Source organism: Moorena sp. SIO3H5 (assembly GCF_010692395.1).
Lineage (GTDB): Bacteria > Cyanobacteriota > Cyanobacteriia > Cyanobacteriales > Coleofasciculaceae > Moorena.
Genome location: NZ_JAAHHS010000004.1, coordinates 31486 through 53118, shown reverse-complemented (window position 1 = coordinate 53118; position 21633 = coordinate 31486). Strand labels below are relative to the sequence as shown.

At 43.8% G+C, this 21633-nt stretch carries 18 protein-coding genes and 1 other RNA gene; 13 read left to right on the top strand and 6 right to left on the bottom strand.

What is annotated here, in order from left to right:
- Positions 1-151: 151 nt before the first annotated feature.
- Positions 152-1006, bottom strand: coding sequence for a DUF4351 domain-containing protein (locus F6K52_RS01425; protein WP_293072932.1), 855 nt, complete (start codon positions 1004-1006; stop codon positions 152-154).
- Between the two features lie 189 nt (positions 1007-1195).
- Between F6K52_RS01425 and F6K52_RS01420 the strand changes: the two genes are divergently transcribed.
- From F6K52_RS01420 to F6K52_RS01400, 5 genes are all read left to right on the top strand, one after another.
- Entirely contained in the window at positions 1196-1384 is a 189-nt protein-coding gene (locus F6K52_RS01420; protein WP_293072929.1) for a DUF4089 domain-containing protein, read from the top strand.
- 52 nt (positions 1385-1436) lie between these two features.
- A complete protein-coding gene (locus F6K52_RS01415) occupies positions 1437-2828 on the top strand; it encodes an AtzE family amidohydrolase (protein ID WP_293072926.1) in 1392 nt (463 codons plus the stop codon).
- Positions 2829-2832: 4 nt separating this feature from the next.
- Entirely contained in the window at positions 2833-4512 is a 1680-nt protein-coding gene (locus tag F6K52_RS01410; protein WP_293072923.1) for a ScyA-related TPP-binding enzyme, read from the top strand.
- A 249-nt stretch (positions 4513-4761) separates the two neighbouring features.
- On the top strand, positions 4762-5895 hold the full coding sequence (locus F6K52_RS01405; RefSeq protein WP_293072920.1) for an amidohydrolase: 1134 nt from the start codon (positions 4762-4764) through the stop codon (positions 5893-5895).
- Positions 5896-6080: 185 nt separating this feature from the next.
- A complete protein-coding gene (locus F6K52_RS01400) occupies positions 6081-7421 on the top strand; it encodes a transposase (protein ID WP_293072917.1) in 1341 nt (446 codons plus the stop codon).
- A 238-nt stretch (positions 7422-7659) separates the two neighbouring features.
- On the opposite strand, the gene mgtE is transcribed toward F6K52_RS01400, so the two are convergent.
- Entirely contained in the window at positions 7660-9051 is a 1392-nt protein-coding gene (gene mgtE / locus F6K52_RS01395; RefSeq protein WP_293072914.1) for a magnesium transporter, read from the bottom strand.
- Positions 9052-9739: 688 nt separating this feature from the next.
- Between mgtE and F6K52_RS01390 the strand changes: the two genes are divergently transcribed.
- The 6 genes from F6K52_RS01390 to F6K52_RS01365 all read left to right on the top strand — a co-directional run bounded on the left by F6K52_RS01390 (position 9740) and on the right by F6K52_RS01365 (position 14766).
- Complete coding sequence (locus tag F6K52_RS01390; RefSeq protein ID WP_293072911.1) at positions 9740-10327, top strand: type II toxin-antitoxin system antitoxin SocA domain-containing protein; 588 nt, start codon at positions 9740-9742, stop codon at positions 10325-10327.
- Complete coding sequence (locus F6K52_RS01385; protein WP_293072908.1) at positions 10299-10676, top strand: hypothetical protein; 378 nt, start codon at positions 10299-10301, stop codon at positions 10674-10676. Before F6K52_RS01390 ends, F6K52_RS01385 begins: the two co-directional genes overlap by 29 nt.
- A 145-nt stretch (positions 10677-10821) precedes the next feature.
- An RNA gene (gene rnpB / locus F6K52_RS01380) (RNase P RNA component class A) lies at positions 10822-11266 on the top strand.
- An 86-nt stretch (positions 11267-11352) separates the two neighbouring features.
- Entirely contained in the window at positions 11353-12066 is a 714-nt protein-coding gene (rnc, locus tag F6K52_RS01375) for a ribonuclease III (protein WP_293072906.1), read from the top strand.
- Positions 12063-13313 carry a Gfo/Idh/MocA family oxidoreductase gene (locus F6K52_RS01370; protein ID WP_293072903.1) on the top strand — a complete coding sequence of 417 codons (1251 nt, stop codon included), beginning with the start codon at positions 12063-12065 and terminating at the stop codon, positions 13311-13313. The genes rnc and F6K52_RS01370 overlap by 4 nt, the downstream gene beginning before the upstream one ends.
- Positions 13314-13530: 217 nt before the next feature.
- Positions 13531-14766: a transposase gene (locus F6K52_RS01365; RefSeq protein WP_293072899.1), complete on the top strand. Its 1236-nt coding sequence runs from the start codon at positions 13531-13533 to the stop codon at positions 14764-14766.
- Here F6K52_RS01365 and F6K52_RS01360 read toward each other — a convergent pair.
- The 4 genes from F6K52_RS01360 to F6K52_RS01345 form a co-directional block, all read right to left on the bottom strand.
- Positions 14723-15739, bottom strand: a complete 1017-nt coding sequence (locus tag F6K52_RS01360) for a tyrosine-type recombinase/integrase (RefSeq protein ID WP_293072896.1) — start codon at positions 15737-15739, stop codon at positions 14723-14725. The two genes, F6K52_RS01365 and F6K52_RS01360, sit on opposite strands and share 44 nt — an antisense overlap.
- An 881-nt stretch (positions 15740-16620) precedes the next feature.
- On the bottom strand, positions 16621-16791 hold the full coding sequence (locus F6K52_RS01355) for a hypothetical protein (protein ID WP_293072893.1): 171 nt from the start codon (positions 16789-16791) through the stop codon (positions 16621-16623).
- 382 nt (positions 16792-17173) lie between these two features.
- A complete protein-coding gene (locus tag F6K52_RS01350) occupies positions 17174-17989 on the bottom strand; it encodes a C1 family peptidase (RefSeq protein WP_293072890.1) in 816 nt (271 codons plus the stop codon).
- Between the two features lie 68 nt (positions 17990-18057).
- Entirely contained in the window at positions 18058-18183 is a 126-nt protein-coding gene (locus tag F6K52_RS01345; protein WP_293072888.1) for a hypothetical protein, read from the bottom strand.
- A 317-nt stretch (positions 18184-18500) separates the two neighbouring features.
- Here F6K52_RS01345 and F6K52_RS01340 point away from each other — a divergent pair, with 317 nt between their 5' ends.
- Entirely contained in the window at positions 18501-19946 is a 1446-nt protein-coding gene (locus tag F6K52_RS01340; RefSeq protein ID WP_293072886.1) for an IS66 family transposase, read from the top strand.
- Positions 19947-20105: 159 nt separating this feature from the next.
- Positions 20106-21305 (top strand): ISAs1 family transposase, encoded by a 1200-nt coding sequence (locus tag F6K52_RS01335; RefSeq protein WP_293072883.1) that lies wholly within the window; start codon positions 20106-20108, stop codon positions 21303-21305.
- Positions 21306-21633 lie beyond the last annotated feature (328 nt).

Here is a 21633-nt window from a genome sequence, read left to right as displayed (position 1 = left end):
TAAGCATTGGTTTAATCTTAGTTCCTTGGCCTTTCGGCCAAGGAATTCATTGTATTTGGCTTTGAGTCCGTTGAACTCCTCAGCCGGATAGCTTGTTTTAAGCTGACCGCTAAGGGCTGATAGCTGATAGCTGACACCAGATTTAATTTGATTAGCCTTTCAGTCTCTCTAACCAACTGGATAAATCCGACCCATCGGAAAAATCGAACAATGCCTCACTCAGTTGATCCAAATCAGCAACAGATAAGTTGTTGATTACTGATTCTAGAGTAGGCTCGATTGTTCCAACCTGGCGTGTCAACTGACGCATAATTAGCTCCAGTTTTCCTTGCTGTAAGCCTTGCTGTAAGCCTTGCTGTAGACTTTGTTGAACTTTTTCCTCTCCCCAAGGTAATAAATTTCCAGAGCTATCCCACCACCGTAACCAATAGTTGGTGATTTCTGATTTTTGCCCGTACCATACTCCGAGAAACAAACCCATGGATTCAATCCAGTAGCGTCCATTAGCATCGGGTTGTTGTAGGGTATAGCTTCCTGAATTAAGCGATCGCATCTCCAAACTTCCGGAGGCTGGGTCAAAAATCACATAAATTGGTACTTGTAGGATTTGCTCGTAAAAGTACCATTTGCCATAAGGGTAACGAGGGTTCATGGAATATTCTCCTTGCTCCTTCTCGGATAAAAATTCCATAACCACTGCTGGTACCTCTCCTTCGGTGTGAGGGGTATAGCTCCGGCGAATCACCCCTGGTAAGACTGGAAACACGGAAGGTACATAAAACCAGTCTGGTGCTTTCACTACTGTTTTACCGTCCACATTGGCACATAGTCCAAAGTTTGAAGCAATCAGCATTGAATTATTGATAAATCCGGCTAATTCCAGAATCTCTCGGAGGATAGCCGCTAATAAGGGATGATAGAGATTTTCCACTGGGTCATCGGGTAATTGAAATTCCTCGGGGAGTTTTTCCCATCGGATAATAGGTTCGGCTTTCGTTTGAGTCATAGCCCTATCGGGTGTCTTTATATCTTTAAGGTAACGAAAAACTTAACGTTGTTTGTTTGAAGATAGTTTTGAAGAGACTGCCGAGTTTTGATGGTTGAGTTTTTAGTAATAACGACAGGTTTTAAAATTATATTATATTTATATATTACAATTATTTTTAACTACTAAATTAGTAAAGACTAACTAGTAATGATGCCCAAAAAACTTGAAACGGCTACCTATGTCGCAGCAATGGCAGAACTCCTTGATTTAGACCTTAACCCCGAACACCGTCCTGGTGTTATCAAAAACTTCGCTACAATTTATGCGATCGCATCTTTAGTAACAGAATTTACCTTACCTGATGATATCGCAGCTGCTCCTGTATTTAAACCTTAGGATAATGGTTTATAAACGTAAATAAATAATCATAATAATAGCATAAATTAGGATGCTAACCGTGAACCAAACTGATGCAATTGGAATTGCCACTGCGATTCGAGAAGGTCAAGTCACCGCCAAAACAGTCATTACTAAGTGTCTCGAAAAAATAACTATCCGTAACCAATCCCTTAACTGTTTCACAACGGTTACCACTGACGAAGCCTTATCCGATGCTGAAGACATTGATCATGCTATTGCCAAAGGGAACAATCCGGGTCCATTGGCAGGAGTGCCTTTTGCGGTTAAAAACTTATATGATATCGCTGGCTTAATAACATTAGCTGGGTCAAAAATTAATGCTGAAAATCCTCCGGCTTACCGTGATGCTACTGCTGTAGCTAAACTAAAACAAGCGGGTGCTATCCTAGTTGGAGCATTAAATATGGATGAGTACGCCTATGGCTTTGTAACGGAAAATAGCCATTACGGTGCAACTCATAATCCCCATGATCTCACTCGCATTGCTGGTGGTTCCTCTGGTGGCTCGGCAGCAGCAGTGGCGGCGGGATTAGTACCGATCACTCTCGGTTCTGATACCAATGGTTCGATCCGGGTACCAGCAGCTTTGTGTGGTACTTTTGGCTTAAAACCTACCTACGGACGATTGTCTCGGGCAGGGGTTTTCTTGTTTTCTGCTAGTTTGGATCATATCGGTCCGTTTGCTCGTTCTGTACGGGATATTGCTACTATCTTTGATATCCTTCAGGGAGCAGATCCCGCTGATCCAGTTTGTACTAATCGTCTCCCAGAACTCTGTGTTCCCCAGCTTAACGAGGGGATTGACGGGTTACGGATTGGGGTTGCGGATGGGTATTTTGCTCAAGGGGCAGAACCAGAAGTCTTGGATGCTGTGGCTAAAGTTGCTAGTAGCTTGGGTGTAACTGCCTCGGTTACTATCCCAGAAGCCAAGCGAGCCAGAGCAGCAGCTTATATTATTACGGCTAATGAAGGGTCAAACCTGCATTTGGACAATTTGCGTAAACGTCCCGATGATTTTGATCCAGCTACACGCGATCGCTTTTTAGCAGGTGCCCTAATTCCAGGGACTTGGTATATTCAAGCCCAACGGTTTCGACAATGGTTCCGCGATCGCGTTCGGGAAGTCTTCCAAGATGTGGATATTATCCTCGCTCCCACTACACCCTGTCTTGCTCCCCTACTGGGTCAAGAAAAAATGGTCATTGCCGGAGAAGAAGTGTTGGTTCGTCCAAACTTAGGATTATTTACTCAACCCTTATCCTTCATTGGCTTACCGGTCTTATCAGTACCAATTCACCGTCCTGGTCAAATGCCCTTAGGGGTACAAATTATTGCTGCACCGTACCATGAAGCAATGATTCTTAGAGTTGCTGCAGTGCTTGAGGAGCAAGGCATCGTTTCAGCAGCGGTTGTATCTTAACAAGATGAAAGAAACTAGTAGTCTCAAGTCTATTTCAGAGGCAGTAGTGGAAATGCTTCTAGAACTGGGGGTAAAGTATGCCTTTGGGGTTTCAGGAGGTGCAATTGCATCTCTATGGACTACCTTGGAACAAAGCCCGATTAAAGTGCTTCACTTCCGCCATGAATCTGGAGCTGCTTTTGCTGCCACTGAAGCATATTTAGCGAGTGAACGCCCTGTGGTTGTATTTACTACAACAGGTCCAGGCATCACTAACGTTTTAACTGGTATTATGGCCGCCAGAAGTGAAGGAGCAAAGATAATTCTTCTTTCCGGTTTCACCTCTGTTGCTAATCGCGGACGGTGGGCTTGTCAAGAAACCAGTGCTTATACAATGTCTGGCCTAGGCTTTTTTACTTCCGGTCAGATGTTTCATTATGCTACTGTTATTGAGTCATCCGATCAACTACCAGAGATTGCTCGCCGACTGACCATTGGAATGGCAAAACCAGACGGGTTCGTCAGCCATATTAGTATTCCTACAGATATTCAAACCAATTTTGTTACCGAATCATTGCCCCGTGTCACCTTCTCTCTCTCTCCACCTACTGCTGGGGAAGAAGTAATTTCAGAATGCGTAAAGTTACTCTGTGAAGGGTCATTTGCCATCTGGGTTGGTTTTGGTGCTAGGGGTGCTGCTTCCGAAATTCGTCAATTTGCCGAAAGAACAGCCGCAGCGGTGATGTGTTCCCCCCGTGCCAAGGGCATTTTTCCTGAAGATCACCCTCAGTTTATTGGTGTCACAGGTCTCAGTGGACATGACTCAGTGATGAAATATATGCAGGAAAAAAGTCCATTGCGAATATTGGTTTTGGGAACACGTCTAGGTGAACCTACTTCCTTTTGGAGTTCATTAATGGTTCCTGAAAGGGGATTCATCCATGTGGATATTGATCCAGACGTACCAGGATCTGCCTACCCATCTGCGGAAACATTTTCTATTCACTCAGAACTGAAAATGTTTCTAAAGGCACTACTAGACAAATTTCCACTTGCTCACAAACCAAACGTTATATCTCTACCTTGTCCTCAATTTAATGTCATTGATTCGACTTCAGAAAGTCCTGTAAGACCAGAAGTATTAATGAATGTTATTCAACAGATGATTGTCGTTCCAAATAATGCGATTATCATGGCTGAGGCTGGTAATTCCTTTGCTTGGACTACTCACCTACTGCAATTTACTCAACCTCGTTACCGAATTAGTACTAACTGGGGTGCAATGGGGCACATTACTACTGGGGTTTTGGGCGCGGCTTTAGCAGGAAATTGTAAAGCAGTCGCTATTGTTGGGGATGGAGCTATGCTAATGAATAATGAAATTAATACAGCAGTCAAATATGGAATTCCTGCTGTTTGGATTGTTCTCAATGACGCTTGTTACAATATGTGCCAACAGGGAAATTATTTACGGAAACTGAAGGGAGCAGATACGCAATTTCCCCAGGCAGATTTCGTAGCGATAGCGAATGGAATAGGAGCAGATGGCATTCGTGTCAAAAGAGAGTCCGGTCTTCAACCAGCACTGGAGGTGGCAATGGCATCTACTGTTCCTTTTCTTGTGGATGTAATTATCGATCCCAGCAGAACTGCACCAATTGGGAGTCGTGTTTTTAGTCTCATGTCTCAAGATAATAAAAGCTAAAAAGGTGTAAGCATATGCGCACTTATCACAGGCTAGAAGCCTGTGCCACGCACGCGTGCGCGTTCAGCTATCAGTCATCAGCTTGAGGTTCATATGCCCTATGGGCATATGCTTTGATGGGCAAAGCCCCAGATTTTCAGTTCGATAAAATCTCGAACTATTACATTCTCTCTCGAAAAGAAGATTTATCCAACAACAATTAAAAAAGAAGTATAAAGAGTTAAGTATCAAAAAATTTAATCTAGCAGCATGCTCTCCCAGATTAAAGAGTTAGCCCAAGAAATTGCCCCGCGTCTGATAGAAATTCGCCGTCATCTCCATTCTCACCCAGAATTGAGTGGTCAAGAACACCAAACAGCGGCTTACGTAGCTGAGATCTTATCCTCCTGTGGTCTTAATGTACAAGAAGGGATTGGCAAAACTGGTCTTATCGGTGAATTGATTGGTGGTACCGATGAGCGATTAGTCGCACTGCGCACTGATATGGACGCTCTACCCATCACCGAACAAACTTGTCTGGATTTTGCCTCACATCAACCGGGAATTATGCATGCCTGTGGTCATGATGTCCACACAACTGTAGGCTTAGGCACAGCTATGGTTCTATCCCAGCTCGGAGAAAGGTTTCCTGGTAATACTCGCTTTCTGTTCCAACCCGCTGAGGAAATTGCTCAAGGTGCAAACTGGATTGTTAAAGATGGGGGAATGAAGGATGTCAGTGCTATCTTTGGTCTTCACGTTTTCCCATCAATTCCAGCAGGGTCTATTGGTATCCGCTATGGGGCATTAACAGCAGCAGCGGATGATTTAGAAATCGTAATTATGGGAGAATCCGGTCATGGAGCTCGCCCTCACCAAGCTATTGACGCGATTTGGATTGCTGCCCAGGTGATTACCACCCTCCAACAAGCTATTAGTCGCACCCAGAACCCATTACACCCGATGGTCTTGACAATTGGACAAATTAGTGGTGGGCGAGCTCCGAATATTATTGCTGACCAAGTGCAGCTAGTAGGAACAGTGCGATCGCTTCATCCCCAAACCTATGCTGACTTACCCAATTGGATTGAAAAGATTGTGGCCAATGTCTGTAATGCTTATGGCGCTCGCTATCACATCAACTATCAGCGGGGAGTACCATCAGTACAAAATGACCTCGCCTTAACTCAGTTGTTGGAAGCAGCAGCTAAGGAAGCTTGGGGAAGCGATCGCGTTTCAATCATACCGGAAGCCTCTATGGGTGCAGAAGATTTCTCGGTTTATCAAAAGGGAGAGTTTGAGAGGAAATATTCTTTTTCCTCTCAAATAGTGCAAGCTACAATCGATAAGTCAGGCAATATGCCGGTTCTCCCCAGTAATTCGTACATACTCAGATCAACTTAAGTCTGCTTTGAGTGCTAACTGCTTTAATCCGTTCCAGGCTGTATTTTTTGCCTTGATGGTGTGTGTTGTTTTTGGTTCGTAATAAAGACAGGTGCCTCCTACTTTTCTAGATTTTTTTACCATTATATTGTCATATTAATTTTGGTATTGTATTATTAATATAACATAGTTAATATATCGATTATATGCAACTGGGTTACGTCTACAAACTCAAACCTAGTCCTCAGCAAAAAGCCACCATGGTTGAATGGCTAGACATGTTGTTAGCCCAATATAATTATTTGTTGAGAGACAGGAATGATTCTTATGAACAAGCCAGGTCTCCAAAGCTGGGTAATTACTGCGATCTAAGGAGTTATGGAGAAGCGTGCCCACTTACTTGCTCGGTAAGTAAATCAAGCTCTGTTGGCTATCCATGGAAAAAGAGCCATAAAAATCCTAGGCGTAATGCTTACGAGATTCAAAGCTCAACTCTTCCTGTGCTAAAGAAACAACGTCCTTGGTATAAAAAAATTCACTCAACTGTTTTACAACAAATGTTAAGACAGTTGGATACTGCTTTCACGAAGTTTTTTAAAGGGGAGGCTAAGTACCCTAGACCTAAAAGACGTTCTCGCTATCGGAGCTTCAAGTATTCCCCAGGTCAGGTAAAACTAGACAGCGATTCGGGAGAGCCGACGCTACGCGATCAAATCTATTTACCTGGAATTGGCTGGATGGGCTTTTACAACTCCCGTCCTATACCAGACGGTTTTACGATGAAATCTGTAACAGTACGCAGAAAATCTCGGGGTTGGTTTGTCAGTATTCAAATTGAAGACAAGTCGGTTCCATTGTCTCCAGTCAAAACAGTCAACGAGATTAGGCCAGGTCGCGTCAAGGGATGTGATCTTGGGATCAAAAAGCTGGTTAGCACTTCTGACGGGGAGACTATCGTAAATCCGGCTAATACCAATAAATTCAAGCGTCAAGCAAGACGTTTGAAACTTAGACAAAGAGCTGCAAGTCGAAAGAAAAAAGGATCTAATAATCGCCAGAAATTATTTGGTAAGGTTGCCTCTTTACACGAGAATATAAGTAATAAGCGTTCTGCATACCATTGGCAGGTGGCAAAGGAGTTAACCGATGGCACAGACGCCCTGATATTTGAAGATTTAAATATCAGGGGAATGAAATCCCGTTGTAAGCCTAAGCCCAATGAAAATGGTGGTTATGATCCCAACGGGCAATCTGCCAAAAAGGGGCTTAATCGTGTAATCTCTGATGCTGCCTGGGGAGAACTAATCAAAAAGGTAGAAGTCGTGGCTGCAAAGTCAGGCATTCCTGTGATTAAAGTTAACCCAAGACATACATCTCAACAGTGCCCAAAATGCCATTACATCAGTGCAGATAACCGAAGTGGTGAGAAATTTGTCTGCACTGAATGTGGGTATCACGATGATGCCGATATAAATGGCGGAGTAAATATCAGGAATAAGGGTCTAAAACAACTGGGTATTGACCCCACTCAGCTACCCTGGCCATAGGCCACGCTACGCGAACGGTCCGAGGGAAAGTTACGCCCACGGAATTAACAGCCATTTAGGTTGTGCCTGGGAATCCCCATCCCTGCGACGGGTGGGGAGGTTCAAAAGTACTGGCACCAGGACTGTTAATTATACAGTTAGTTATACAGTTAATTTTAGCGATTTGCGACAATTTTAAGTACAGATTAGTTTTTTTTGTTCCCTGTTCCCTGTTCCCTGTTCCCTTTTGCCTTTGATGCTAAAGCCCTAAGACTGATTTAGCAATATTGAAATAAATCAGCACACCCAAGACATCAACAACTGTTGTAATGAATGGTGCGGACATCAGGGCTGGGTCTAAGCCTAGATGACGGAACAGAAACGGTAAGGCTGAACCGGCAATTGATGCTAAAAGTGCGATCGCAATCAGACTCACTCCCACCGATAGGGCTACTGACAAATCTCCTTGTAACCAGTAAGCCCATCCAGTAGCCATCGTACCCAGAATTACTCCTAGTAATAACCCCGCCAGTGCCTCTCGCCAAATCACTTGACCGGGGCCTAAGTCACGAATTTCATCAGTATTCAAGCCGCGAATCACCACCGTAGAAGACTGAGCTCCCACATTACCACCAGTGCCAGTGAGTAAAGGGATAAAAGCTGCTAGGGTAACAACCTGCTGCAAAATAGACTCTTGGGACTTTATAATCGTACCCGTAACCGTATTAGTGAGTAACAAGACAAATAACCAAACTACCCGTCGGCGGGCAACTGTGAATAAATTGGTTTGAAAATAATTATCTCCCTCCGATTGGACACCACCACCGACCGCGTACATATCTTCTGTTGCTTCCTGCTCCAAGATATCAATCACATCATCCACAGTGACAATACCCACTAGACGCTGCTCCCGGTCAACCACTGGTACAGCCAGAAAGTCATAGCGTTGGATCATCCGTGCTACCTCTTCCTGGTCTGCATAGGTATGGACATAAACCACATCACGAGTCATAATTTCACCCATGGTGGTCTCGGTGGAAGAAATCACCAAATCCCGCAGGGAAACAATCCCAGTCAAATGTCGAGAGTTATCAGTTATATATAGGTAATATACGACTTCCGAGGTTTTGGCTAAGCTACGAATCTGATCCAAGGTCTCGCTAACCGTCAAGTTTTCCTTGAGGGAAATATATTCAGGGGTCATGATTCGCCCTGCTGTTCCCTCCTCATACCCCAACAACAGGGCTGTTGCTCGGCGCTCCTTGGGACTTAACTGTGACTGCAAGCGTCGGACTACCTTAGCTGGTAACTCATCAAACAACTTCGCTCGATCATCTGGCGACATCTTATCTACGATATCCAGTACCTCCTGATGTTTAAACTTCTCAACTAGAGACTGTTGGACACTGGAGTCAAGATTTTCATACACCTCAATGGCCTCAGATTTAGACAATAAGCGGAAGGCAATCACTTGCATTGCTTCCGGTAATCCTTCAATCGCTTCCGCAATGTCTACTGGTTGTACTGGTACCAGCACTTGCTTAGCACCCTGAAGATTACCTTGCTCCAGCAGTATCTGCAGTTGAGAACGCACCAGCTGTCGCAGTTCACTACGCGAGATTGTCTGGAGGGAAATTTGGTTTTCAGTCAATGCAAACCCTCCTCAAGAGTAGGTTTTACTTGTTTGTCAGTGCTGACTCAAGTCTAGATGCTTTTGTACCTGCTCCAAGACTCATCGGTAATTGGTAATTGGTAATTAGTACTTGGTAATTAGTACTAATTACCAAGTACTTAGTAATTAGTACTTGGTAATTAGTCGGAAATCAATAAATAAATGAAATTATATTAAGAAATGTAAAATACGAACCATCTTTATAGCTGATCAGCTTTGAGTTAACTTCACCAAAGTTAACACAGTTATCAAAACGTTTGTCCCACTACTTAATTGGTAACTGAGGCAACTATCCTTTGGATTCCAATATTCACCAATGCCACTACTTGAGGCATCTTCGTCGAAGAGTATTTTCAGCGCAATAGTTATTTGAGAGTGATCCCATCAAGCTAGATTTCCTTGTACGTGATCCAGCCCGATGGAAATTAATTTGTTAATAAAAATAGTCATATTCTTTCCCTTCTTACCCCTCTCTCCCTCTTGTGGTGTTTCACCACTAAAATCGGATTGCTATCGATGGCCTTTTGGCCATGCTACGCGAACAACTGGTCTAGTCAATAGTATAAATGTACTATTGACTTATTTTGGGTTATAATGGTACAGACAAGCAATTATGATAAATTGCTACTATTAAAGGTTATTTAAATTAGATTTGCGAGTCTAAGTTATGCTTGATTGTCTCAATGCGGCTCGCTACTTCATCGTAAAAGCTTACGATGATGGCATGGAAGCTGAAATGACCAACATGAAGCTTCAAAAGCTTCTGTATTATGCACAAAGCCTACATCTAGCCCTTTACGATCAGCCATTGTTTGATGAACAAATTCAAGCATGGCGATACGGTCCTGTGTGTCCTCGTGCTTACAGCTTTTACAGTAAGTTTGAAGCTGAGCAATTACCTATCCCTAAAAAAGACTTCCTCTCAACTATCCCTGATGAGAAGATAGAGCTTCTAGAAGAAACTTGGGACTATTTTGGTGGCTACCATGCTTTTCGACTTAGTAATATGACCCACTGCGAGTTTCCTTGGCAAAAAGCTCGCAAAGGTTTACGATCTGACGCTAGGTCAACTGAGCCAATTCTTCGTAAGGATATGAAAGCACTAGGTGAGCAGAAGCTTGATGAAATAGAACGTCAGCACCCTGCATATGAATCGGTGATATCAGCAGTTTTGGAGGACGCTTTTACTTCTCCATCTTCAAATCTTATTTGTAAAGGAGAAGTGGGTGACTGGATCAAATCCCTTCTCGATTGAAGCGTCACATAAGTTCAAGCCTTCTTTAAAAAAAGTTGCGAAAGTTCACGGGAATAGCTTTGTTGAGCTTGTCACCCAAATCGTAGAAAATTTAAAACAAGACCCATATCCCAGGAATTCCCGCCAAGAACCTTTACCAAAAAAGAGTAAGTTACCGCAAGGATGCACATTTCATAAACTAGAGTTTAGGTTTGCCCAAGGCGCTTCTGGACAAATCAGATTGATCTATGTAGTTAATACAAACAGATCAGTTATTACACTTGTTTGGATATACACTCATGAGCAGTTTGAAAAACGCCCTGATGACAAAGATCTTAGGAGTGTAATCCAACAAATTCTAGAGGATTAGCTTTTGCGTTCGCGTAGCGGTTCCAATGCCCATTCCATTTCCCTAGTTGTTGCTCCTGGGACAGATAATGGTGTCTGCCTCTGGATTAACTCCAACTCCAGCAGCTAACAACCAATCCCTAATCAAGTCTAAACTAGAGTAGAGAGAAAGTAGGCGCAGGTGGTTGCGGATTCGCATTTTTCTGCGAGTCTGAGGAAAGTCCGGGCTCCCGAAAGACCAAACTTGCTGGGTAACGCCCAGTGCGGGTGACCGTGAGGATAGTGCCACAGAAACATACCGCCGATGGGAAGGATAAAGGTAGAAGGCTCCAGGATGAATGTATTCTTCCGGCCTTTTTCCTGATTCTTTCACAGGTAAGGGTGCAAAGGTGTGGTAAGAGCGCACCAGCAGCATCGAGAGGTGCTGGCTCGGTAAACCCCGGTTGGGAGCAAGGTCGAGAGGAACTACGGTTGGTCTTTTACCAGTTCCGGATATGGAGAACCGCATGAGGCGTCTGGTAACAGCCGTCCTAGATAGATAACCACCCTCTTTAGTAGCATGTTGATTGTTGCTAGGGAGAACAGAACCCGGCTTATGTCCGACTTTCTCTCAATTTAGTCATTAGTCATTAGTCATTAGTACTCCCAGACTCTGGTTAGTCACAAAAGACTCTCTGACTCAGGACAAAAGACAACCCATGACCATCAAAGACCCCCGTCGTCAGAAGCAATTAGAGAAGTTAGTTCAAAAGTTAGGACTATCTCAGACTACAGCTGTGAATTGGTTGTTGCTAGATTTAGCACTGACTCATTGTAGTATCTCAGCAGAACACAACTATGAGCAGTTGGAATTTGTTGGTGATGCTGTTATACGTTTAGCTAGCTCAGAATGGCTATGGGAAAATTATCCTAACTCTTCCGTTGGTGAGTTTGCTGCCATTCGTTCTGTACTGGTAAGCGATCGCATTCTGTCTCAACTCGCTCGCAGCTATGGGCTAGAGCGTTATTTACTCGTTTCCAATAGTGCCGCTGGGGACAAAGCTGGGGAAACATCCCGGTTAGCTGATGCCTTTGAAGCAGTATTGGGAGCATTATATTTAAGTACCCATACCCTAGAATTAGTCCGTCCTTGGCTAGACCCTCACTTACAAAAACTGACTACTGAAATTCGTCAAGACCCCGCCCGCCAAAACTACAAAGATGCTCTTCAGGAATGGACTCAAGCTCACTACAAACTGCTCCCAAAGTATCATCTGACGGAAAACCTACAAGTGCATGGGGCAAACAACCGCTTCACTGCCCAAGTTTGGCTACAAAATCGACAATTAGGTGAAGGTACAGGAAGATCGAAAAAAGCTGCGGAACAAGCAGCAGCCAAACAAGCATTTCTGGAATTGAGAGGCGAAAAATGAAACAAACCGGAGTAGCGATATTGGGAGCAGGTCGCTGGGGCAAACACTTGGTCAGGAATTTTTTGACACACCCTGATGCTTGCTTAGTGGCAGTGGTTGATCCATACCCAGAAACCTTAGCAGCAATTAAAGATAAATATAACCTCGCTCCTGAGGTACGTTTGGCAACAGATTGGGAATCGATACGGGATATCCCGACAATTGAGGCAGTAGTAATTGCTACTCCAGCAGTTACCCATTACACCCTAATTAAGGATGCTCTACAGCAGGGGAAACACGTCTTAGCAGAAAAACCCTTAACCCTTGATGTGGCTGAGTGTCTAGAATTGTGCGACCTGGCTCAAGAACAGCAGCGACAGCTCATGGTTGACCATACCTATCTATTTCACCCAGCGGTCAAGCGTGCTCAAGAGGTTGTGAACTCAGGATGCTTAGGAGACTTACGCTATGGATACGCCGCCCGTACTAACTTAGGACCAGTACGTCAAGATGTCGATTCTCTCTGGGATTTAGCCATTCACGACATTGCTATTTTCAACCATTGCTTAGGACAGCTACCTGTTCAAGTCCAAGCTACTGGTAGGGTGTGGCTACAGTTTCAAAAAGACTTTCAAGTTAGCAACTTGCCGGTTACAACAGATAACCTTAAACCCGATAACCTTCAACCTCCTAACCTTCAACCTCCTAACCTTCAACCTGCTAACCTTCAACCTGCTAACCTTCAACCTACTAACCTTCAACCTGCTAACCTTCAACCTGCTAACCTTCAACCTGCTAACCTTCAACCTGCTAACCTTCAACCTGCCAACCTCCAACCTTCAACCCCTCAAGGATTAGCTGACTTAGTTCAGGTCACACTTACCTATCCCACTGGCTTCCAAGCATTCATTCATCTGTGCTGGCTCAATCCAGATAAACAGCGGCGGCTTGGGATTGTAGGAACACAGGGAACCTTGATTTTTGATGAAATGGTTGCCCAAGCACCCCTAACTATCCAACATGGTTATTTTGAACAGAACGGGGAGTACTTTATCCCTGCTGGTCAACATCGTGAAGTTCTTGATCTCGAATCATTTGAACCACTTTATTCAGTATGCGATCGCTTTCTTAACAGTGTCCGCTTGTCCCAACCTTCATCAATATCATCTGGCTGGGTTGGTGCTCAATTAGTACACATTCTCACTTGTTTAAGCCAATCCCTTCACCAAGGAGGAGTGCCAGTTACTGTTCCCCAGTTGCCAAAATAATTAGCTATTCATTTCCCCTTGAGATGATCACGATAGGTTAATGCCCAGCTTCAATGCTGGATTATTAGAACGCCTCACACTGAAAACTCCGTCTCTTTAGAGCGGAGATGAAAGTGCATAGCGACTTTAGTCGCCTTTAAGAAAAATATCACTAAACACTTGCTAGTTTGCGCTAGTTGTGGTAGCATAATAACAGAACAGAAAAGGTCGATTTCTGATGATCATAGTAGAGTTTAAAGCATACGGAAAACCCCACCAATATCAAGCAGTAAACGAGGCAATCCGGACAGTCAAGTTCGTGAGAAATAGTTGTCTTCGTCTGTGGATGGACAATAAAGGGTTGAATAAATACGACTTAAACAAGTACTGTAGAATACTAGCCAAGAATTTCCCGTTTGCCAATGAACTAAACTCTACTGCTCGACAAGCTGCGGCTGAAAGAGCATGGTCATCAATTTCTCGCTTCTTTGAAAACTGCAAGAAAAAAGTACCTGGGAAGAAAGGCTATCCTCGTTTTCATAAACACTGTAGGTCGGTTGAGTATAAGCAATCAGGATGGAAGCTTTCTTCTGACAAGAAATCAATTACCTTCAGCGATAAGAAAGGAATCGGGAAACTAAAACTCAAAGGCACTTGGGACTTGTGGCGCTTTGATGAAAAGCTTATCAAACGGGTTCGGATTGTCAAAAGGGCTGATGGTTATTATGTTCAGTTTTGCATTTCTGTTGATGTAAGTGAACAGTTGGATCCAGCAGATGCCACCGTAGGACTGGATGTAGGACTAAAAGAGTTTTATACCGATTCTAGGGGAAATACCGAACCCAATCCCAGATTTTACCGTAAGGCAGAAAAGCGTCTAAAGTTTGATCAGCGTCGAGTATCTCGCAAGAAAAAAGGCTCATCTAACCGTAACAAAGCCGTTAATAGACTAGGTAGACAGCATCTTAAAATAAGTAGGCAGCGTGAAGAACATGCCAAGAGACTGGCACGTTGCGTAGTCCGGTCTAACGACCTGGTCGCCTATGAAGATTTAAGAGTCAAAAACCTGGTCAAGAATCACTGTCTGGCTAAGTCTATTAACGACGCAGGTTGGTATCAATTTAGGAAATGGTTGGAGCATTTTGGGCAGAAATTTGGCAGGGTCACTGTTGCGGTGAATCCTGCCTATACAAGTCAAAACTGCTCTGAGTGCGGCGAAGTTGTGAAGAAGTCACTATCTACTAGAACTCACGTCTGCAAATGTGGCTGTGAATTAGACCGTGACCACAACGCTGCGATCAACATTTTAAAGAGAGCCTTGGGTACGGTGGGGCACACCGGAACCTGGATTGACCGTAGGTCACGCTACGCGAACGTAGATCCCAACGCTTCAGGAGATTCGACCTCTACTTTTCCTGGTTTCGACCTGGTTAAGCAAGTTGGATCGTTGAGTGAAGAATCCCCGCGTCTTTAGACCGGGGAGTGTCAATTTCCCAGCGATCTGCTACGTGGGCATAAATACAAGTTGTTCTGGGATCAGCATGTCCCAACAAATCTTGCACTTGCCGTAACTCAGCACCAGAACGGAGAGCTAACGTACCTGCCGTATGTCTCAAGCTATGGGCTGAGATAGTTCTTCCTGGTGTTTGCTTAAGGTTAGTTTGCTCTAAATAGCTATCTACAACTAGCCGAATCCCCCGCCGGGAAATCCGCTTGCCACCCGCCCTATTTCCAACAGCTATAAATAGAGCACTAGATGGTTTGACCACTTCCCCATTTTCTGCCCTTGCTTCGAGATAAGCCATCAGCAACTCAGCAAGATCTGGTGTTAATGGCACTATTCTAATATTACGCTTCCCTTCGACCCGAATTCCCAGATTACCCCCCTGCTTAACTACATCAGAGACATTTGCCCGATGTAACTCAATGCTACGGGGACCTTCCAATATCATGATTGCCAGCAGAAGTTTATCCCGCTTTGCCTTAAGGCTACCATCATTGGCTACAGCTGCTAACAACTTCTCAACTTCAGGCTTTTCCAAATAGGTAATCCTTGCCGCCGGGTCCAGCTTTTCCCGTGGCGGTTTCACCCCAAGGGCTGGATTGATCGTAATCAGTCCTTTTTCCACAGCAGCTTGATAAAAACGCTTGACAACTGACAACTTTAGTGATACCGTCGCTGGCTTAAATTTTTTAGTGTCTACCATCCAGCGGCGGTAACGCTTAATGTCGTCTTTAGTAACTGCGGCTGGATGAAGATTTATGCGATCGCACCAGTTCACAAACTGCTGAACCTGGCGGCGGTAGGTATTGACGGTATCAGCCGCAGCATCTCCTGCTGCCACATCGATATCGAGGAAATCAGCAAAAGCCTCCAGTAGGTTTGCTGTAGTAATGGTCAGGTGGTCAGGTTGAGGGGTGATGTGGTTTGGGGTATGACTATCCACGGTGCCATTAATTGTGATGAAGTTGCTCGCGCATCTAGTACTATTATAGCCTCTTTAAGTACCGATAATCCCCCTACAGGGAACTTCACCATTACTTGGTCAAGTCGCTCGACATGCAGGTCACGCTGCTTAACGCGCTCCAATTCAAAATTCAAAATTATTAATTCAAAATGACTATCAGTGGGGGCTTGTACCCGCCACTGATTGAAGACCACTGCAATAATATTGCCGTGGGGGCTTGTACCCAGAATTAAAAAATTGCCAAATTAAGGCCGTAGGCCACGCTGCGCGAACTGATTTTCTTTATTTTGAAGTTTGAATTTTGAATTTTGAATTACCCAAAGCGGTCATAAAGACGCTTGAGCGAACCCTATACTCAGTCTTGAAGACACTTCCAATGACTATCAAGAAGAATGCCCGGAATAGGGTTGGATTAGGGCATCATCAATCCCTTGTTTTTTCAACTAAGTGAGCAGAAAATGACGCAACTGATGGGGTAAAATGGACTTACTGAGTCCCGCCTCTTCTGTCTTCCCCTGTGACTACCGCTAAGTACGATAGGCAGGGTGAGGAGGTTAAGGGTAGGGCGGTTCAGAAATTGGGGTTTTAGACGGAAAGCGGAAAGTGGGCTAATCGATAGTGTAGGCAGCTATCATCTCTGGAGCTTTCCTGGCATGGAACAATTGATCAAATCCCCAGGTGCAATCATCCTCAACTATTTCATCATCAACAAGTTTTAGGGCGTTGACGGCAAAAGATTCAGTAACTGCTCACCGCAATAAAGATGCTCTATTGACAAGAGGCTGGCTCGCGTTCTCAAAAAGTGTGAAGAAGTTATCACTACACATGGCAATCATCACCAAATACTCTAGAAGAGCTTATTATTTTAAGTTGTCACGAATGGGTAATATCCTTCGTTCAGTACTTCCGTCAATCCGAAAAATGCGATATTCGTAGACCGCTGCACCGTCTTCGGCTAGCGACGGGCTCGGCTGAGTAATTTTGCCAACCAAGGCTGACAATACTTCTTCAATCTCCCTTGGGGATGTCACCTCGCGCACAAACTCCCTAAAATGTTCGGGCGGGCATCCGGGCCGCAAAAGATAGATCTCGATCCGTTTGACTTCAAGCTCTGGCAAACCAACCCCCTTACTCAGAAAGCGTCTTTACTCTTAACTAACACATTGGGAAACCCTTACCCAGCAAGGATTTTAGATTTTACAGTAAAATGTGTTAGTTTCATCTATTGCGGATGCGCTTGCGTCCGTGGGGGGCTGAGATCTTGCACCTAATGTTGAAAACCAGATTTTGAGCCAAATTACAAGGAATTCAATGGGGTTTGGTGATTCTCAAAATCCGGTTTTTTCGATTTTTTGAGCTTGGTGCAAGATCTCAGCCTTTAACGAATGCGATTGCATCCGCTTAGTTAAGAGTTTAACCTGTTATTACCAAATTACTGAAGTTGAACATCTGTATGTTCAGGTTGCTGGTATGTCCTGAATAGGCTATCCAAAACGTGCCGTCCTTGTTGGGACCGACTTGGTCACCCCAGCTATTTTTGAGTAACCAAGCCAACTTACTGTCACTCCAACCGATGACAAGTACAGCGTGTCCTCCCAGTCTTACACCTGTACTTTGAGTGTATACCGAACCAGCATTAGAGGAATTCCAGTACTGATAGAAATCGTCGTAAACATCGTAGCGAAAGTAACAAGGACCGTGCTGCATGATTGATCGTTTCATCGCGTCCTGATTAAGATCTACCGTGTAGAACCCTCTCACCTCAAAGTTTACACCGGAACACTGCCAGTCTTGGCAATTCTTTGTTCGTTCAGTGGGACAAGATGTCCTACTTTCACTGTAAGGAGCGCAGGTTTCAAGCCAGGGGCGATTGTTTTGATAAAACAATAGAGAACGCCCGCTACCTCCGCAGCAACCACTATGGTTAAGGTTGCAGGAAACTTGCTGCTGTTCTGAAAGGTCAAATTCAGACCCATTCTCTTTCAGGATTCGCGACTCCATCGTACCAACAGCAGCAAATGCCCAGCAGGAACTGCAGCTTCCTTGATTCTTCGGAGGAGTAACCCATCCTCGCGTTCGAGCGTCGAATTCTGGCTGCTCCTCAAAAGCCCAGCGCAGACGACTCTGCCGCTGTAAAGCATCGAAAGTCAGAGCGTGTTCCCGATAATAGTTTTCTTCGACGGCAACGTCGCCAAGTCCAAATTCTCTGGGATCTAACAAATCAGTCATATACAACTCCTAAATCTTCTGTTGGACTTTGGACAAAATTTGATTTTCTGTCCTCTGTCGGTTATTTATTAGACAGAAACTTGCCTAATATCATTAGACTTGATGCCATCCAAAATTGACCCTAATTCTGCATCGGGGTTGTGCAATTTAATACTTAAATTGTGTTTGGATACATCTTCCAATGCTTTATACATTATAAATTTTTTTTAAACTTATAAACCTCATAAAACTCATAGAAAACCTCATAGAAAACCTCATATAGCCATCCTATATGATTCGTGAAAGATAGTGGCCGAAGCTATCGCTATAACCCTTGCCCAGCAAAGATTTAGGATTTTGCCTATTTTACAAATGATTTAGGATTGCTATAAATCTCATAGAAAACCTCATAAACCTCATAGAAAACCTCATAGAAAACCTCATAGAAAACCCAGGGCAAACGCATCTAAATTAGTAAGCATTCAGGTGGTGGGGTTGACAAAAGGGGAAAGATGACTAGTATTTTAGAACCATGGAAATTAAACCACCAGCCATCCCCAACAGCTTTGAAGCTCTCGAACTCCTGCCCCAATCGGTTCTGGTGGAGCTGGTGCTGCAACAACAACAAGTTATTGAACAACTCATGGTTGAGGTGGAACACCTCAAAAGTCTGCGGTCGAAAGACAGCAAGACCTCATCAAAGCCCCCATCAAGTGACCTGATTAAAAGGTCAGAGAAACCAACAAAGAAGAAATCGGACTCCTGTGAACGCAAACCCGGAGGACAACCAGGACACAAAGGGAAAACCCGAAAAGGATTTGGACGAGTAGACCGCTCGGTGGTAGTCGAACCCCAAAGCTGTCCGGTATGTCAGGGAAACCACTGGGAAAGTAAGTGTGAGTCAACCCGAAGCTATGTCGTGGCTCAACTGGTAGAGCATCCCATCGAAATTGTAGAGTACCAGCAGAAGCGACGGGTGTGTCACCACTGTGGAACTCTGGTTGGGGGGGAGTTACCGGAAAATGTCATCCCCGGACAAGACTTGTCAGCCAACTTGCAAGGAATGCTGGCCTGGTTGGGACACTACGGTCATTTGTCTTATCAGAAGCAACAAGAGTGGTTGCGAGAGTTCGGGAAAATCGAGGTGAGCTTAGGAACTCTAGAATCGACCACGCGGCGGGTGGCTGAAGCTCTGACATCACAAGTGAAGGAGTTGAAAGAGTGGGTGAAGACCCAACCTCACGTTCACGTTGATGAGTCCCCGTGGTTGGTCAAGGGAGTTAAAGAATGGATGTGGGTACTCTCGGGAGAGGGATATAGTTTGTTCCATGCTGGAGACACTCGCTCACGAGTTGAACTGGAATACTTACTTGGTCAGAGTTTTGCTGGAGTCCTCATTTCAGACGATTTCAGTGTCTATAACGGCTATCAAGTGACGGCTCAGCAGAAATGTTTAGCCCATCTGCGACGACATTTTAAGCAAGTCACTCGTCTGAAACCGCCTCATCAGCAAGCTTTGGGTCAGGCTTTTCTCGACCTGATTGACGAAGCCTTTGCCCAACACCGCCAGTGGCGCGAAACCCGTGAGGCATCCGCTTATGCTTCTTGGGCTGAGTCTTTCAAGAGGCGAGTAACTGAGGCAATTGAGACCTGGAGTCCAAAAGCCGGTCATGCAGCGGGGCTGTTGTTGAAGTCCTTGAGGAACAAGTCTGATCAATGGTGGTATTTCCTTGACTACCCCCAAGTGCCCCCCGATAACAATCGGGCAGAGCGGTCATTGCGTCTGGCGGTTACTAAGCGGAAAGTAGCCGGTGGGTCTCGTTCGTGGGATGGGTTTATCCGTTCGGCGACATTGCTGAGTGGGATTCAGTCTTGTCGGGCTCAGGGTCGTTCAGCTGTTGAGTTTTTGGGACGATCTCTTTCCTTGGCAGTGCGGGAGCGTTCTCACGAATTGTCTCTGATTCCTGGCTTTGAGTAATTGGGATGGCTTTGTCAACCCCTACACCTGAATGCTTACCTAAATTAAATTGACAAATAAGCAAAAATGTGCTAATCTTACCCCAAGTTAAGTTGAGCACCAAATATGAGATAATGAATTCATGACTGATTTTTAGGAAATCCTTAGGGTGTCTGACAAATGAAAAATGGTTTTATGCCCCCTTTAAAACCACCCGAAAAAGCGGATTATACAAAAAAAAATAGGTTTTTAAAATCCCTTTTTTCTAACCATTTTGGAAGATTGAATGACCCAAAATTAGACAGAACTAAACAGCATTTATTAATAGATATTATAGCGATCGCTATTTTAGCTGTCATCAGTGGAGCTGACGGATGGGTAGGAATTGAAACTTATGGGCAAGCTAAATTTGAATGGTTATCCGAATTTCTTGACTTACCAAATGGAATCCCGTCTCATGATACATTTAGTAGAGTTTTTGCAAGATTAAATCCCGAAGAATTTCAACAATGTTTTTTAAATTGGGTTAATTCAATCACTGAAAAACTAGGAGTAAAAGTTATAGCAATAGATGGCAAAACTCTGAAGCAATCTTATGACAGGAATCAAAAACAAAAAGCTTTACATATAGTTAGTGCATGGTCTGACTCTCACAAATTAGTCTTAGGACAACATAAAGTTAATGAGAAATCCAATGAAATTACTGCTATACCTGCATTGATAGAAATGTTGTCAATTGAAGGAAGCATAATTACAATTGATGCTATGGGGTGTCAAAAAGAGATTACCTCCCTGATTTATAATAAAAAAGCTGATTATATTTTGGGTTTAAAAGCTAATCAAAAACTTCTTTATGAAGAAGTAAAAACTTGGTTTGATTTAGCCATAAAATCTGGCTTTGTCGGAAAAGACTATAGTTATTATCAAGAAACAGAAAGTGGACATAATCGGATTGAGAAAAGAGAAGTATGGGCAGTTCCTGTGTCTAGCTTACCCCGTGTTCCCAACCAGTCCCTCTGGACAGGATTAACCACAATGGTGATGGTAAAGAGTGAGCGACGTTTATGGAATAAAACAACCACAGAAGTTCGTTTTTATGTAAGTAGCTTGGGAAATAATGCTAATAAAATTGGTAAAGCTATTCGCAGTCATTGGGGTATTGAAAACAGCTTACATTGGACATTAGATGTCACATTTGCTGAAGATAGTAGTCGTATTCGTAAAGATAATTCTCCTGAAAACTTTGCTTTACTGCGTCGTTTAGCTTTAAATCTCATGAAACAAGAAACGACTTTTAAAGGAAGTTTAAGAATGAAACGCTATCGAGCAGCTATGGACAATAACTATTTAGTAAAGATTTTAGCATCTGCTAGTAAATAATTATCGACTTTTCGGGAAACTGTAAAAATTAGCTGAACCATCGCCTAAATTGATGAGTTAAAATGTCGGAAAATAACTGAAGAGGCGCTAGAAAATGTTTAGTGAGGTTAAATCTATTGATTGTTACTAGTTAAAAATCACAAATATAGATTTTTTAAAACCTAGTTAATTTAGATGCGTTTACCCTGATAGAAAACCTCATATAGCCATCCTATATGATTCGTGAAAGATAGTGGCCGAAGCTATCGCTATAACCCTTGCCCAGCAAAGATTTAGGATTTTGCCTATTTTACAAATGATTTAGGATTGCTATAAATCTCATAGAAAA

Excerpts from the sequence above, each read along its gene's own strand:
- F6K52_RS01345 (WP_293072888.1), bottom strand. The coding sequence starts at position 18,183 with ATGTATAAAGCATTGGAAGATGTATCCAAACACAATTTAAGTATTAAA.
- F6K52_RS01410 (WP_293072923.1), top strand. The coding sequence starts at position 2,833 with ATGAAAGAAACTAGTAGTCTCAAGTCTATTTCAGAGGCAGTAGTGGAA.
- F6K52_RS01420 (WP_293072929.1), top strand. The coding sequence starts at position 1,196 with ATGATGCCCAAAAAACTTGAAACGGCTACCTATGTCGCAGCAATGGCA.
- F6K52_RS01425 (WP_293072932.1), bottom strand. The coding sequence starts at position 1,006 with ATGACTCAAACGAAAGCCGAACCTATTATCCGATGGGAAAAACTCCCC.
- F6K52_RS01390 (WP_293072911.1), top strand. The coding sequence starts at position 9,740 with ATGCTTGATTGTCTCAATGCGGCTCGCTACTTCATCGTAAAAGCTTAC.
- F6K52_RS01415 (WP_293072926.1), top strand. The coding sequence starts at position 1,437 with ATGCTAACCGTGAACCAAACTGATGCAATTGGAATTGCCACTGCGATT.
- F6K52_RS01365 (WP_293072899.1), top strand. The coding sequence starts at position 13,531 with ATGATCATAGTAGAGTTTAAAGCATACGGAAAACCCCACCAATATCAA.
- rnc (WP_293072906.1), top strand. The coding sequence starts at position 11,353 with ATGACCATCAAAGACCCCCGTCGTCAGAAGCAATTAGAGAAGTTAGTT.
- F6K52_RS01400 (WP_293072917.1), top strand. The coding sequence starts at position 6,081 with ATGCAACTGGGTTACGTCTACAAACTCAAACCTAGTCCTCAGCAAAAA.
- F6K52_RS01370 (WP_293072903.1), top strand. The coding sequence starts at position 12,063 with ATGAAACAAACCGGAGTAGCGATATTGGGAGCAGGTCGCTGGGGCAAA.
- F6K52_RS01350 (WP_293072890.1), bottom strand. The coding sequence starts at position 17,989 with ATGACTGATTTGTTAGATCCCAGAGAATTTGGACTTGGCGACGTTGCC.
- F6K52_RS01340 (WP_293072886.1), top strand. The coding sequence starts at position 18,501 with ATGGAAATTAAACCACCAGCCATCCCCAACAGCTTTGAAGCTCTCGAA.
- F6K52_RS01335 (WP_293072883.1), top strand. The coding sequence starts at position 20,106 with ATGAAAAATGGTTTTATGCCCCCTTTAAAACCACCCGAAAAAGCGGAT.
- F6K52_RS01405 (WP_293072920.1), top strand. The coding sequence starts at position 4,762 with ATGCTCTCCCAGATTAAAGAGTTAGCCCAAGAAATTGCCCCGCGTCTG.